At 62.6% G+C, this 14,067-nt stretch carries 15 protein-coding genes; 10 read left to right on the top strand and 5 right to left on the bottom strand.

All coding sequences use genetic code 11. The features are described 5' to 3' along the window. The first annotated feature begins 53 nt into the window (after window positions 1-53). The gene (locus QMA15_RS01635) at window positions 54-1,205 is read left to right on the top strand and encodes an NADH:flavin oxidoreductase (protein ID WP_019744859.1); all 1,152 of its coding nucleotides are present in this window, start codon (window positions 54-56) and stop codon (window positions 1,203-1,205) included. A gap of 64 nt (window positions 1,206-1,269) precedes the next feature. Here QMA15_RS01635 and QMA15_RS01630 read toward each other — a convergent pair whose 3' ends face one another. Then, a complete protein-coding gene (locus QMA15_RS01630; RefSeq protein WP_019744860.1) occupies window positions 1,270-2,118 on the bottom strand; it encodes an aldo/keto reductase in 849 nt (282 codons plus the stop codon). 130 nt (window positions 2,119-2,248) lie between these two features. Between QMA15_RS01630 and QMA15_RS01625 the strand changes: the two genes are divergently transcribed. The 3 genes from QMA15_RS01625 (at window position 2,249) to QMA15_RS01615 (ending at window position 5,549) form a co-directional block, all read left to right on the top strand. Continuing rightward, the gene (locus QMA15_RS01625; RefSeq protein ID WP_279163623.1) at window positions 2,249-2,845 is read left to right on the top strand and encodes a class I SAM-dependent methyltransferase; all 597 of its coding nucleotides are present in this window, start codon (window positions 2,249-2,251) and stop codon (window positions 2,843-2,845) included. 89 nt (window positions 2,846-2,934) lie between these two features. Beyond that, window positions 2,935-4,566 (top strand): ABC-F family ATP-binding cassette domain-containing protein, encoded by a 1,632-nt coding sequence (locus QMA15_RS01620; RefSeq protein ID WP_279163622.1) that lies wholly within the window; start codon window positions 2,935-2,937, stop codon window positions 4,564-4,566. A gap of 143 nt (window positions 4,567-4,709) precedes the next feature. Beyond that, window positions 4,710-5,549: an aldo/keto reductase gene (locus tag QMA15_RS01615; RefSeq protein ID WP_020908738.1), complete on the top strand. Its 840-nt coding sequence runs from the start codon at window positions 4,710-4,712 to the stop codon at window positions 5,547-5,549. Between the two features lie 12 nt (window positions 5,550-5,561). Here QMA15_RS01615 and QMA15_RS01610 read toward each other — a convergent pair whose 3' ends face one another. The 3 genes from QMA15_RS01610 to QMA15_RS01600 all read right to left on the bottom strand — a co-directional run bounded on the left by QMA15_RS01610 (window position 5,562) and on the right by QMA15_RS01600 (window position 7,045). Next, window positions 5,562-6,137 (bottom strand): TetR/AcrR family transcriptional regulator, encoded by a 576-nt coding sequence (locus tag QMA15_RS01610; RefSeq protein ID WP_279163621.1) that lies wholly within the window; start codon window positions 6,135-6,137, stop codon window positions 5,562-5,564. Beyond that, window positions 6,138-6,551, bottom strand: a complete 414-nt coding sequence (locus QMA15_RS01605) for a VOC family protein (protein WP_080909125.1) — start codon at window positions 6,549-6,551, stop codon at window positions 6,138-6,140. 74 nt (window positions 6,552-6,625) lie between these two features. After that, window positions 6,626-7,045: a hypothetical protein gene (locus QMA15_RS01600; RefSeq protein WP_029255992.1), complete on the bottom strand. Its 420-nt coding sequence runs from the start codon at window positions 7,043-7,045 to the stop codon at window positions 6,626-6,628. A 106-nt stretch (window positions 7,046-7,151) separates the two neighbouring features. Here QMA15_RS01600 and QMA15_RS01595 point away from each other — a divergent pair, with 106 nt between their 5' ends. The 6 genes from QMA15_RS01595 to QMA15_RS01570 all read left to right on the top strand — a co-directional run bounded on the left by QMA15_RS01595 (window position 7,152) and on the right by QMA15_RS01570 (window position 12,782). Then, window positions 7,152-7,475, top strand: coding sequence for a helix-turn-helix transcriptional regulator (locus tag QMA15_RS01595; protein WP_003940147.1), 324 nt, complete (start codon window positions 7,152-7,154; stop codon window positions 7,473-7,475). Then, complete coding sequence (locus QMA15_RS01590; RefSeq protein ID WP_047889572.1) at window positions 7,468-8,013, top strand: hypothetical protein; 546 nt, start codon at window positions 7,468-7,470, stop codon at window positions 8,011-8,013. The genes QMA15_RS01595 and QMA15_RS01590 overlap by 8 nt, the downstream gene beginning before the upstream one ends. Before the next feature lie 43 nt (window positions 8,014-8,056). Next, window positions 8,057-8,953: an ATP-binding cassette domain-containing protein gene (locus tag QMA15_RS01585; RefSeq protein WP_019744869.1), complete on the top strand. Its 897-nt coding sequence runs from the start codon at window positions 8,057-8,059 to the stop codon at window positions 8,951-8,953. Further along, complete coding sequence (locus QMA15_RS01580; RefSeq protein ID WP_019744870.1) at window positions 8,950-10,143, top strand: ABC transporter permease; 1,194 nt, start codon at window positions 8,950-8,952, stop codon at window positions 10,141-10,143. The genes QMA15_RS01585 and QMA15_RS01580 overlap by 4 nt, the downstream gene beginning before the upstream one ends. A gap of 93 nt (window positions 10,144-10,236) precedes the next feature. Beyond that, entirely contained in the window at window positions 10,237-11,724 is a 1,488-nt protein-coding gene (locus QMA15_RS01575) for a carboxyl transferase domain-containing protein (RefSeq protein WP_060938176.1), read from the top strand. Next, window positions 11,721-12,782 (top strand): hypothetical protein, encoded by a 1,062-nt coding sequence (locus QMA15_RS01570; RefSeq protein WP_264613203.1) that lies wholly within the window; start codon window positions 11,721-11,723, stop codon window positions 12,780-12,782. The genes QMA15_RS01575 and QMA15_RS01570 overlap by 4 nt, the downstream gene beginning before the upstream one ends. On the opposite strand, the gene QMA15_RS01565 is transcribed toward QMA15_RS01570, so the two are convergent. Then, window positions 12,750-14,021, bottom strand: coding sequence for an MFS transporter (locus QMA15_RS01565; RefSeq protein WP_021332237.1), 1,272 nt, complete (start codon window positions 14,019-14,021; stop codon window positions 12,750-12,752). The two genes, QMA15_RS01570 and QMA15_RS01565, sit on opposite strands and share 33 nt — an antisense overlap. Between the last annotated feature and the right edge of the window lie 46 nt (window positions 14,022-14,067).

The following is a 14,067-nucleotide window of genomic DNA, read 5'->3' as shown; positions in this document are numbered from 1 at the left end:
AGATAAAGTCAGGCGGCGGAATAGGTCAAGGGTCCGCCACGTTGAACAAACCCGTGACTCTTCCCGACACATCGACAGCACCCGAGGCCTCCGCGTTGCGCGGCCTCTTCGAGCCTTTCGAGGTCAAATCACTCTCGTTGCGCAACCGTTTTGCGATGGCCCCGATGACTCGCGCCTTCTCTCCTGACGGAATCCCCGGCGCCGACGTGGCCGAGTACTACCGTCGTCGCGCAGCGGGCGGGGTCGGCCTGATCATCACGGAAGGCACCTATATCCCGGACCCGGCAGCGGGCCCGCACACCCGCGTACCGCGCATCTACGGTGATTCGAGCCTGGGCGGCTGGAAGTCGGTAGTCGACGCCGTGCACGCCGAGGGTGGATCGATCATTCCTCAGCTGTGGCACCTCGGAGTCGAGCGCGGCGAAAACTCGCGTCTGAACCCCGAGGTCGAAACCGTCAGCCCCTCCGGCCTGGCGCTGGACGGCACCCGTCTGGGACGAGAATTCACCACCTCGGATCTCGACACCTTGAAGCAGTCGTGGGTCGACGCCGCACTCAACGCGAAGAACACCGGTTTCGACGGGCTCGAGTTGCACGGAGCGCACGGCTACCTGCTCGACGAATTCCTGTGGGCCGGAACCAATGTCCGCACCGATGAATACGGCGGATCACTGGAAGCCCGCACCCGTTTCCCGGCCGAGGTCGTCGCCGCAATCCGAGAGGCTGTCGGAAACGAGTTCGCGATCGTCTACCGATTCTCGCAGTGGAAGTCCGGCCACTACGACGCTCGTATCGCCCAGAGCCCGGCTGAACTCGGCCGCATCCTCACTCCCCTGGTCGACGCCGGCGTCGACGTTCTGCATCCGTCGACGAGGCGCCACTGGGAACCGGCGTTCGCTGAACTCGACGGTGAAGACGGCAAGCTCGGCCTCGCCGGCTGGACGAAGAAGCTGACCGGGTTGCCGACCATCACCGTCGGCTCGGTCGGACTCGACTCCGTGTTCACGACGGCATTCACCGGCGACGCCGCATCGGCTGTCACGGGGCTGGAGCGTCTCGAAGCTCAGTACGATAGGGGTGAATTCGACATGGTTGCCATCGGACGCGCGCTGCTCGCCGATCCCGAGTGGGTCGAGAAGCTACGCACCGGACGCGCGGACGAGCACATCGCATTCACTGCAGAACATCGCACGCACCTGAACTGACCTCGCACGACAGAACGGCACTCCCGCGATTGCGGGAGTGCCGTTCGTGGGTCTACCGGAAGTTCTAGCTGCCGAGCGTGACCGGGTCGGGGCCGATGCGGCCGGCCGGGTCGTCGAGAGCACCGATCGCGTTGATTTGTTCCGGCGTCAGTTCGAATCCGAAGACATCGAAGTTTGCGGCGATACGTTCGGGGGTCACCGACTTCGGAATCACCACGTTTCCGATCTGCAGGTGCCAGCGAATGATCACCTGAGCCGCGGTGACGCCATGAGCGTCGGCGATAGCGGTGATGACGGGGTCACCGAGAACAGTTCCCTGGCCGAGCGGGCTCCACGCTTCCGTCGCGATTCCCTTGCCGGTGTGGAAAGCGCGCAGTTCGGCCTGGTTGAACTTGGGGTGAAGCTCGATCTGATTGAGGACCGGCACCTCGCCGGTTTCACCGATGACACGCTCGAGGTTCTCGATGGTGAAGTTGGAGACGCCGATGGATCGAACCCGTCCGTCCGCCTTGAGCTTCTGGAATGCCTTGAAGGTCTCGACGTACAGGTCCTTGGACGGAACCGGCCAGTGGATCAGGTACAGATCGAGGTAGTCGAGACCCAACTTGTCGAGGCTGGCGTCGAAGGCGGCTAGCGTCGAGTCGTAGCCCTGATCGTCGTTCCACAGTTTTGTCGTGATGTAGAGGTCTTCGCGGGCGATGCCGGATTCGGCGATCGCGCGGCCGACGCCCACCTCGTTGCCGTAGATCTTGGCGGTGTCGATACTGCGGTAGCCGGTCTTCAGGGCGGTGGAGACGGCTTCCTGCGTCTCGTCGTCCGGAACCTGGAACACACCGAATCCCAGTGCGGGGATCGTCTTACCGTCGTTCAGAACAATGGTCGGTACAGAGGTCACATCGTTGGTCTCGGTCATATGTGGATCCAACGCGCGGGCGCCAGGAGGCATTCCCCACCGAACCTCCTCTTCGCACCCTTGTCGCACCCGAAATGCCGGTCTACCTTGGAATACAAGTAATCGAATCGCCTCGAGAAAAGAGAGAGCGATGAATCTCGGATATCGTCTCGCCTACAAGGTCGGCGTCACTCCCTGGGAGCACACCGGTCACGGCTTCGACGCTCAACTGTCCGGCCTTCTGGATGCGATTCCCCTCCCTGAAGATGGCCGCGCACTCGATATCGGTTGCGGCACCGGACGCCATTCCATCGAGCTGGCGCAACGCGGGTGGCACGTCACCGGCGTCGACGCCGAACAGGAACCGCTGGACAAAGCGCGCATTCACGCGCGTGAAGCACACGTCGACGTCCGGTTCCTCCACGAGGACGCGGCAGACCTGCACATTGCTGTCGACGGCGGGCACATGCTGGTGCTCGACATCGGCTGCTTTCACGGGCTCACCGATCATCAACGACGCGACTACGGGAGGTCGGTCAACGCGATCACCGCACCCGGGGCGTCCATGGTCATGTTCGCATTCGGGCCAGGTCACCGTTGGCCGATGCCACATGGCGTCTCCGAGGAGGACGTCATGCGAGTATTCGACGGTTGGTCGATGGCCTCGAGTACGGCCGCCGACGTGAGTGAATCGCCACTTCCGGTCCGTGCGGCACATCCGTGCTGGTACCACCTGGTCCGTGACTGACTGCTGTGCGCCTTTATTAACCGCCCGCGGTTAATAAAGGCGCACAGCACCGATTACCACAGGCGCACAGCGCCGGGGATACTTCTCAGGTGACTGCAACACTGCGCATCAGCGGCCTCTCTGCCTCCCGGGGAGAACGCACTCTGTTCTCCGACCTCGATCTCACCGTCGCGCCCGGCGACGTCATCGGCCTCGTCGGCGCGAACGGCGCCGGCAAGTCGACGCTTCTCACTGCACTGGCGGGAATCGGAACTGCCGACGTCGAAGGTTCGATCATCCTCAGCCCGCCAGACGCTGCGGTGGGCTATCTCGCGCAGGAACCCGACCGCATCGAGGGCGAGACCGTCCTCGAGTTCCTCGGCCGACGCACCGGCGTCGCGCACGCCGAGGCGGTCATGAACGCCGCGGCCGAAACCCTGGCTGAAGCGGAGGAGGATCTGTACTCTCCGGCTCTCGAACGCTGGCTGGCTCTCGGCGGCGCCGATCTGTTCGAGCGCGCTGAGAAGGTGGTCGAAGAACTCGGGCTCGGAGTTCCGCTCGATGCTCACATGACGGCGTTGTCCGGCGGTCAGGCCGCACGCGCCGGGCTCGCGTCGCTGTTGCTCTCGCGCTACGACATTCTCCTGTTGGACGAACCCACCAACGATCTCGACCTGCGGGGTCTCGAGCAGTTGGAGCGATTTGTCGCCGAGACGCGAGCGGCGTTGGTTGTCGTGAGCCACGATCGCGAGTTCCTCTCGCGCACCGTCACGGGGATCGTGGAACTCGATCTGGCACAACAGGACATCGCCGTTTACGACGGCGGCTACGAGTCGTACCTCGCCGAACGCGAGATCGCCCGCCAGCACGCACGCGAGGCGTTCGAGGAATACGCAGGCACCCGCTCCGATCTCGAAGATCGCGCACAGATGCAGCGCAACTGGATGGAACACGGCGTCCGCAATGCGCGTCGTAAGGCCAAGGACAACGACAAGATCGGACGCGGATTGCGGACCGAGTCGACGGAGAAGCAAGCCGCGAAGGCACGCCAGACCCAACGTCGCATCGAGCGACTCGAAGTGGTCGAGGAACCGCGCAAGGAGTGGGAACTTCGCATGGAGATCGCAGCAGCTCCGCGGTCCGGATCCGTTGTCGCAACCACGAATGGTGCCAAGGTGACGCGCGGTCAGTTCACGTTCGGTCCGGTCACGACACAGATCGACTGGGGCGATCGAATCCTCGTCACGGGCGCGAACGGGGCAGGCAAGACCACCCTCCTGAACGTTTTGCTCGGCAAACTCGTCCCAGACGAGGGCATCGCGTCCTTGGGTTCCGGTGTCGCGATCGGTGAGATCGATCAGGCGCGTGGATTGTTCGAAGGTCATCAACCAGTCGTCGAGGCCTTCGGCGCTCAGGTTCCGGACTGGCCCGATGCCGATGTCCGTACTCTGCTCGCCAAGTTCGGCCTGCGCGGACACCACGTACTCAGATCTGCCGCTTCCCTGTCCCCCGGCGAAAGAACAAGGGCTGCACTTGCTTTGCTCCAAGCTCGCGGCGTGAACCTACTGGTACTGGACGAGCCGACGAACCATCTCGACCTTCCGGCGATCGAACAGCTCGAGCAGGCGATGGAATCCTTCGAGGGAACCCTCCTCCTGGTCACTCACGATCGACGCATGCTGCAGTCCACCCGAAGCACGCGCCGGTGGCGAATGGAGAACGGACAGCTCTTCGCGGAGTAGCCAACCGACTCTGCTTGCGCAGACAACCCGCGTGTGCAACTATTTATCAGGCGCACGCAATAGTTGCATGCGCGGCATAGGCGGTCACGGGCGACACGATCGCCCGTCGAACCGCCACACCCAGTCTTGAAAGGCGCTCTTCAATGTTGTCGATCCCCGACCGCACACTGACTCACGGAACCACCGGCGAACCGATCACCATCCCGCAACTCGGGTACGGCGTTTTCCAGGTACCGGACGCACAGACCGAAGAGGTCACTGCCACCGCTCTCGAGATCGGCTACCGCCACATCGACACGGCCGCAATCTACGGAAACGAAGCCGGTGTCGGCCGCGCCATCGCTAGTTCGGGTGTTCCGAGGTCAGAACTTTTTGTCACCACCAAGTTGTGGAATGACGATCAGGGCCACGACCGAGCGCTCGCCGCGTTCGACACGAGCCTCGACAAGCTCGGCCTCGACTTCGTCGACCTGTATCTGATCCACTGGCCGGCACCGGCAAAGGGCCTGTTCGTGGAGACGTGGGCCGCTTTCGAGGAGATCCTCGCCTCCGGCCGTGCCCGTGCGATCGGCGTGTCCAACTTCCTGCCCGAGCACCTCGAACTGCTGGCCGAGCACAGCTCGATCACCCCGGCCGTCAACCAGATCGAATTGCACCCCAGACTGCAACAGCACGCGTCACGGGAATACGCGCGAAGTCGCGGCATCGAAATCGAGGCATGGAGCCCACTGGGACAGGGAACTATCCTCGACGACCCGACCATCGGGAAAATCGCTGCAGCACACGGAAAGAGCCCAGCGCAGATCATTCTGCGCTGGCATCTCGAACAGGGACACACCGTTCTGTCGAAGTCGGTGACACCTGCCCGCATGCGCGACAACGCCGCAATCTTCGACTTCGCACTCGATACCGACGAGTCAGCTGCCATCGCAGCGCTGAACACCGACAGCCGTGTCGGACCCGATCCAGTCGAATTGAACTGAATCGAAACGGCTTCAGGAATTTTCGTGGGGAGTCAACGTCAGCAGCACGGAATCGACGGACTGCTCGGCCAGGAGCGCGTCCAACGGTAAGTGACGGAACAACGCTCGGTAATAGATCGGCGACGCCAGGGCATCCAGGACGAAGTCCAGGTCGAAGTCGCTCCGAATGTCGCCGCGTAGCCGCGCCGATTCCAGCACTGCCGCAGTGGAATCGCGTCGTGGCTGAAAGAATGCCGACTGGAAATCCCGCGCCAATTCCGGGTCCGCCGCCAGATCCGCGACCAACGCGGGCAGGATCCGCCCAACTACCATTTCGCTCAGCCCCACAACCAATGTCGTGATGCCGGCGACCAGGTCTGCCCTGAGATCGCCGGTGTCCGGCGTTGGATCAGTGCCGATGTGCGCCACGACGACGTCGACCACCAGATGCCGCTTCGACGGCCATCTCCGGTAGATGGCGGGTCGGTGCACGCCGGCTCTCGTCGCCACCGAACCGATTGACAGCTCCGCATAACCGTTCTCCCCCAACAACTCCAGGGTTGCCGCCAGTACGGCGTCGTCGATCCGCTCGTCGCGGGCGCGCACCATCTACAGCACCGGTCGCGGCATGAGCACCAGACGCCAGCCGTCGGGATCTTCGAAAGTCATCCCCGCATTCTCCTCCCAGTACGGATTCTCGGCGCCAACGGGTTCGTGCCCTGCTTCACCCAACCGCTGAACTACCTCGTACATCGCCGACTCGCCGGCGAAGTAGAGCACCAACAGGTTGTCCTGCGTCGGCGCCGGGCACGGGCTTCCGTCTTCGTGGGTCGTGAATTCGAGGTGATAGTTCGAATCCGGCAGCCCCAGCATGATTCCGTCGTACCCGGCATGACCGGAGAACCGGTAGAGCTCGGGCAATCCCAGACAGTCGCGATAGAACGCAATCACGTCGTCGAGCCTGTCGGTGGGTCGCGCTATGCGCACTTGCACTACTGCGAGTTCGTTCGGCCAAGTTGCCATTCTTAAACAGTACAGTACGTACCGTAATATTTCGAGAAGATAGCCGCCAGCCTCCCGATGGCAGCTCGATGCAACTACAAGCGATCATTCTCCGGAAACGCCGCTTTGGGCATGAACTTCGGCCTGGCGAACAGAACAGAGAGATTGGTGGGCTGCGACTCCACCGGGCGATCGGACCGATACAGCAAGGCCTGCTGCGGGGTACTCACCCATTCACTGGCGAAAATCTCACCGATACGGCCCACCGGCACGTGCGATCCATCCTCGAGTCGAACGGTGACGTCTGCCCCGGCGTCCGACTGGCCGTACACGACCCACCACGATTCACCCTCAACGTCCCCTGGAGTGTGCTGACCGATACCGATGACGGCACCTTTTTCCATCGCATCGCGCCAGACCACTTCACGCCCTTGCGGTCCCACGCTGTAACTACCGTCCTCGCGCACCTGCACGACGAGACAGGACTTCTCGAGCACCAACTTTTCGACCACCATGCGACACCCCTTCTGTTGCCCGAACCCTATCCGCCGACACCACCCAGAAACGGCATCTTCGCGGTTCATGTTGACAAACTGTTGGGTTTTTACAACACTTTGATGCATGAGCCCAGTCCGACGGGGAGACGCGCTCCCCATCTTCAATCGCATCGGAGTGCTTCGCGCCGAGCGGAAGATGAGTCGGGCCCAGCTTGCACAACTCGTCGACGTCAACCCGCAGACGGTGGGGGCGCTCGAACGCGGCGATCACTACCCCAGCCTGGATCTCGCGTTCAGGATCTGCTGGGTGTTCGACCTTCCGGTCGAAGCGGTGTTCTCCCGGACGGAGTTCGGGCCGCTGTCGACGGAGGTCTACCGGAATGCACCGTCGACAGAGGTCTACCGATCTGACCGCACTACCGAGGGGAGTGAAAAGCCCAGTGCCTGAATCAAATCTGATCGACCGCTACCAGGCCCACCGCACTCGGCGGTTCCTGCAGAACGAGGAGACGTTCCGACATTGGCTCCCGAATTGGCGAACCCGTCGACGTCGGCGGATGCTCGTCATCGCCCTCGGAGTCCTGTTCGCCACGATGGTTGCCGTCGGCATAGCGTGCCTGTTCAACCCACTGTTCGCGGTGGCATGGCCGGTCCTCACCCTGTTGTTCCTACCGACGTGGTCTTCACTTCAAATCGTGTCGGGCAGGCAAGGCGATGCGCCGCGGCATGCTCTGGACGAATGGGAGATCCAGCAACGCAACGACGCCCGTTCCGTCGGGTTGAGCGTGACTCAATCGTTGGTCTTCATTGTCGCCATTTTCCTCATTTTCACCTCGTCGGTGCAGTGGAATGTAGAGAGACTGCCTTACTCGGGAGGTTTATTGGCACTGACTGCAATGCTGATCGGCGCGTGCACGCCCGCGATGATTCTCTCGTGGACCAATCCAGACCCGGATCCGATTGATTCCGAAGAGTTCGACCTCTGACCCGTATTTCCGAAGCGCACCACTCGACCGATGGGAAGGACCCATGTCAGCCACCCTCACGATCGACGGCATCTCGAAACGCTACGGCGACGTCGTTGCACTCGACAACCTCAGTTTCGAAGTGCGACCAGGCGAGATCTTCGGATTCGTCGGCAGCAACGGCGCCGGCAAGACGACCACGATGCGCATTGCGCTGGGTGTGCTCGGAGCAGATTCGGGGGAAGTTCGCCTCGGCGGCAAACCCGTCGACCTCGACGTGCGTCGCACTATCGGATACATGCCGGAGGAACGCGGCCTCTACCCCAAGATGAAGGTGGGCGCGCAACTTTCCTATCTGGCCGAGCTACATGGACTCTCGAAAGCCGATGCGCATGCGGCGACAGAGCGCTGGACCGAACGTCTGGGTATCGCCGAACGCGTCAAGGACACCGTCGACTCCCTGTCCCTCGGTAATCAGCAACGTGTGCAGCTCGCGGCCGCGCTGGTTCACGATCCAGCGGTACTCGTTCTGGACGAACCGTTTTCGGGCCTTGACCCCGTAGCGGTCGATGTCATGAGTGACGTGTTGGTCGAGAAGGCTCGCACCGGTGTTCCCGTAATCTTCTCCAGCCATCAGCTGGATCTGGTGGAGCGCTTGTGCGATCGCGTGGGCATCATCAGCCGCGGCAGCATGCGAGAGATCGGAACCGTCGACGAACTACGAGGCAAGGGCGACGGCCGAATCGAAGTCTTCGCCCCTGACGCGCCGGTCGGCTGGGCACACCACCTGATCGGTGTCACCACACTGAGCCACCTCGACGGTCGAACGCTCCTGAGCGTCGACGGAACCGCCGACGATCAGCAGATCCTGCATGCAGCGTTGAAAACCGGACCGGTGCACGAGTTCACGCTACGACGTCCGTCACTGACCGATCTGTTCCGAGAGGTAGTAGCCGCATGAGCAACCAGTTGAGCGGAGGTCGAGCCATCGGGTTGGTCGCCCGACGCGAATTCATGACGCAGATCTCGAAGAAGAGTTTTGTGATCAGCAACGTCATCATCCTGGTCGCGATCGTCGGCGGCATCATCGCCTTCTCACTCTTCTCCGGCGGCGACGAGGACAAGTCGAAGATCGGCTTGGTCGGCAACCAATCACTCAGTGCCACGATGGTGTCCATCGGCGACACCCTCGGAAATCCGGTGACGGTGACGGAGGTTTCCGACGACGGAACCGCGCGTAACCAGGTCAAGGACGGCGACCTCGACGTGGCCGTGATCGCTGGATCGGGCGGCGGCGTCACTGTCGTGACCAAGAAGGAAGTGCCCACGAATCTGCGCGCCGTCATCGAGAGTTCCGTTGCACAACAAGCACAATCGAATGCGCTTTCCGCTGCGGGGATCGACCCGGCTCAGCTCGCCGAAGCCACGTCCACCGCAGTGGTCACCATCGATGCCATCGATCCCCCGGATCCCGAACAGGGCCAACGCATAGCGATGTCGATCGCTGCTGTGGTGCTCCTGTACATGCAGATCCTGCTGTTCGGAACGTACGTGGCGATGGGCGTCGTCGAGGAGAAGTCCAGTCGCGTGGTCGAGCTGCTGCTCTCCACTCTTCGTCCGCTGCAGTTGTTGTGGGGCAAGGTTCTCGGAATCGGTGCTGTCGGCCTGATGCAGATGGCTGCCTATGCCGTCGCGGGCGTCGCCACCGGACTGGCGACGGGCGTCCTGACCGTGACGGGCACCGCGATCGGCGTTCTGTTCGGCACTCTCGGGTGGTTCATTCTCGGCTTCCTCTTCTTCGCCGTGCTGTACGCCGCCGCCGGGTCCATGGTCTCGCGGCAGGAGGACGTCAACGCCACCGCGATGCCTCTCGCGCTGCTCGTCATGGCGATGGTCAGCGTGGCTTTCGTTTCGGTGAGCAATCCAGAAGGAACCCTGAGCAACGTGTTGAGTTGGATTCCGCCGTTCTCGGCAATCCTCATGCCCCTGCGCATTTCCGCCGGTGTTGCTTCTCCGTTCCAGATCGTGGGAACCATTCTGCTGATGCTGGTCGTGACTGCTGCGCTGTCGATGATCGCGGCAAAGATCTACCAGCGCTCCATCCTTCGTATCGGCAAGGTCGTTTCATGGAAAGAGGCGTTCGGACGCTGATTCTCCGGCGCACAACTGGCGCCACGCGATCCCGACGGCACCCCGTCCAGGTAGGTTCATCCTGGACGGGGTGCTGCTTACTTGGAGGACGTTGTGCGAATCTCGGCCGAAGAACTACTCACTGCGGTACTCGATTCCGAGAGCTTCGTCTCTTGGGACTCCCCGCCCGTCGACGTCGGACCTGGCCCGAAATACGCAGAAGACCTGGCGAAGGCCCGCGAGAAGAGCGGAGTTGACGAGTCCGTCGTCACCGGTGTCGGTACGGTTCGGGGCCGTCGAGTCGCGGTAATTGCCTGTGAATTCAGCTTTCTCGCCGGTTCCATCGGAGTCGCCGCGGCCGAGCGGATCGTGACCGCCGTCGAACGTGCTACGGCAGAACAACTCCCGCTGCTCGCCTCGCCCACCTCTGGCGGAACGCGGATGCAGGAGGGCACCGTCGCCTTCGTTCAGATGGTGAAGATCGCTGCGGCAGTGGCTGTTCACAAAGCGGCACACCTGCCCTACCTGGTATACCTGCGCAATCCCACCACCGGCGGGGTCTTTGCCTCGTGGGGATCCCTCGGCCACATCACCGTCGCGGAACCCGGTGCTCTGGTGGGATTCCTCGGACCCCGTGTCTACGAATCGCTGTACGGCGAAAAGTTTCCCGACGGTATCCAGACGTCCGAAAACTTGTATCGCAACGGCGTTATCGACGGCGTCGTACCCGTCGACCGCCTCCGTCTGCTGGTCAATCGAGCGTTGTGCGTGCTCACCGATCCCCCGGCCCCGGCGGCCACGGACCCGATTCCCTCACCCGAGATTCCCGATGTTCCCGCCTGGCAGTCGGTGATGCTCTCGCGCCGGGCCGATCGACCCGGCATCCGGCAGTTGCTGCGCCATGCCGCAACTGAACAGGTACCGCTCAGCGGCACCGGGCAGGGTGAAACCGACAAGACGATCTTGCTCTCGCTCGCCCGCTTCCGAGGCTTTCCGTGCATCCTGCTCGGCCAGGACCGCAGTGGCCAATCCGCGCTCACCACGATGGGACCGGCCGCGCTCAGGGAAGCGCGACGGGGCATGAAACTTGCCGAAGAACTACAACTCCCGCTGGTCCTCGTGATCGACACTTTGGGCGCGTCGCTGTCCAAAGAAGCTGAAGAACGTGGACTGGCCCCTGAGATCGCCCGTTGCATCGCCGACCTCGTGACGCTGAAGACCCCGACAGTGTCGGTGTTGCTCGGTCAGGGAACAGGCGGCGGGGCGCTCGCGCTGCTGCCCGCCGATCGGGTACTCGCGGCACAGAACGGGTGGCTCGCTCCCCTGCCGCCGGAAGGCGCAAGCGCGATCGTCCATCGCGACATCAGTCACGCACCGGAGATGGCGGCAGCGCAGGGCATTCGTTCGTTGGATCTGCTTCGAGACGGCGTAATCGACGCGATCATTCCCGAAACGCCTGACGCGGCCGACGAACCCGTGGAATTCTCCAAGAGGGTAGGGGCTGCGATAGCGCACGAACTCTTCATGCTTGCCGAAGAGTCGGACACCGATCGCCAGTCCTCCCGTATCGCGCGCTATCGAAACCTGGGAGTTCCGCAATGACGACGAAGGACCGGAATGCGCTGACGCTGCCGCACAGTTACGACCGCGCGGCACTCGCTCGTTTCGAATTGTTCCTGTTCGCGGGCATCGCCACCGTGTTGATCACCCGCGCTTATCTGGCGGCAACGGGCTATCCCCAGATCGGGGGCGGCGCCCTCCACATCGCACACGTTCTCTGGGGCGGATTGCTGATGGCCGTCGCCATCGTCGCGACCGCCATCACCGAAGGCTCTCGCACGCGTGACCTGGCCACGCTCGTCGGCGGAATCGGATTCGGTCTCTTCATCGACGAGGTCGGAAAATTCGTCACCGCCGACGTTGATTACTTCTACCAGCCTGCCATCGCGATCATGTACGTCGTCTTCGTTCTCTTCTATCTTGCCGCGCGCGAGGTGGTGATTCGGCGCGGAATGAATGATCGTCATCGGCTCGCCATCGGGGCGCGAGCGCTCTCGGACCTCGCTCTCGGTCAGCTCGACGAGATCCAGTACAACCACGCCCTCCGCGTACTCGACGGCGTCGAAGACCGCAGCCTCACCGACCTCGTCGATTCGATCAAAGCCGGCCTGCATTCACAGACTCCGCCGACCGGCGGTATCGAATCGAAGATCACTCGTGGCCGCAACGCGTTCTTCCACCGTGCTGAGGAACTGCTCCGGCACCGTGTCGTCCGCCGACTGGTACTGACCCTGTTCGTACTGCAGGCTCTTCTGGCGATTGTCCAGGTGATCTACGCGTTGGTTTCCGAGAACGTCGTCGAAGCCGACGACGTCTCCGATCTGGTGGTCCAGATCTCCACCGTCGCAACCGGAGTTCTTGTGGTTCTGGGAGTGTGGTTCCTCTTCCGCGGTCCGTACCTGCGAGCCCTGAGACTCCTGCGTGCATCCCTCATCGTGAGCCTTCTGGTGACGCAGGTTTATCTGTTCACGCAGGACCAGTTCGGCGCGCTTTTCGGTTTCGCAGTGTCACTGTTCATGCTCGCGACTCTTCGCATCGCGATTCGAAGCGAAGAGGCCGCCGCGGCTCTACCGCAGCGAGATCGCCGGCCGACTCGGTAGATCGCGGATCCCGCGGAGCGGGCTGAAGAGCAGGACCAATCCACACGGCGCTATCAGGCAGGCCATGATCCACATCGTCCCGCGCGGTCCCACCGCGTCGCCGAGGTAGCCTGCCGTCAGCGCACCGAGCGGAATGCTGCTGTGCAGCAGGAACATACTCGTTGCCACTACTCGTCCGAGGCGGTCCGGCGGACAGTAACTTTGACGGAAACTGCCGAGCACCACGTTGCACGACACGACACCCGCAACCATCACCATGCCGCCGATGCAGAACCAGAACAGGCCGGCACCGTACGTCGTCAGAGGCGCCAACAGGATGAACGGTCCCGTTACCAACTGACAGATGAGAACGCTTCGGGCAGTGCCGAATCTGCGGCCGAGCGGGCGCGCGATCATCGATCCGACAATTCCGCCCACCCCGGCAATCGCCAAGAGAAGCCCGAGTCCGAACTCCCCCACACCAACCGTCTTTTCCAAGAACACGATCTGAATCGTGGTGTACCCGGTGAGACCGAAATTGAGCAGAGTGCCGTAGACGACGATTGACCGCAGATACGGATCACCGGCAACGAATCGCAGTCCGAGCGCAATCTGCCGTCGCAACGGTTCTCGCTGATTCTGTCCGCGATGGACGGTCTCCTGCACACGAATCAGCCAGATGCATACGAAGCAGAAGGCGAACGTGAACGCGTCGACAACCAGACCGGCCGCGAGCCCGACAGTTGCAACCACCAGCCCACCGACGCTTGGGCCGATCACCCGAGTTGCGGCCTCGGCGCCCTGAATCTTCGAGTTCCCTTCGACAAGATCCGCTTCGGCGAGCACCGTGGGGAGATACGAGTGATAGGCCGCCTGGAAGAAGACCGTGGCTGTACCGGTGAGCAGCGCGACCAGGAGCAGGTGGCCGTATGTCATCGCCTCCAGGAAGCCGGCGATCGCGAGGCTCGCGAAGAGCAGCGCGCACGCAGCGTTCGCGATCATCATGATCGGACGCCGTGGCAGCCGGTCGATCCAGGCACCGGCAGGTAGTCCGACGATCAACCACGGCAACCACACTGCCGATGCCAGCACACCGATCTGGAAGCTACTCGCGTCCAGTTCGCGAAGCGCGACCAGCGGCAGTACGACGGTCGTGACACCGTTTCCGATACCGCTGACTGCGTCGCCGGTCCACAGCAGTCGGAAGTCACGCAGAGCGAGGACTCCCCAGAAGCCTGCGCGTTGCGCTGCACCTGTCACATCGATCCCCCTTTCCGTCCCTGGCTTATCCCACCCCTACGCGCCA

This window comes from Rhodococcus sp. APC 3903, assembly GCF_030407755.1.
GTDB lineage: Bacteria > Actinomycetota > Actinomycetes > Mycobacteriales > Mycobacteriaceae > Rhodococcus_F > Rhodococcus_F erythropolis.
This window is presented reverse-complemented; position numbering and strand designations above follow the sequence as displayed.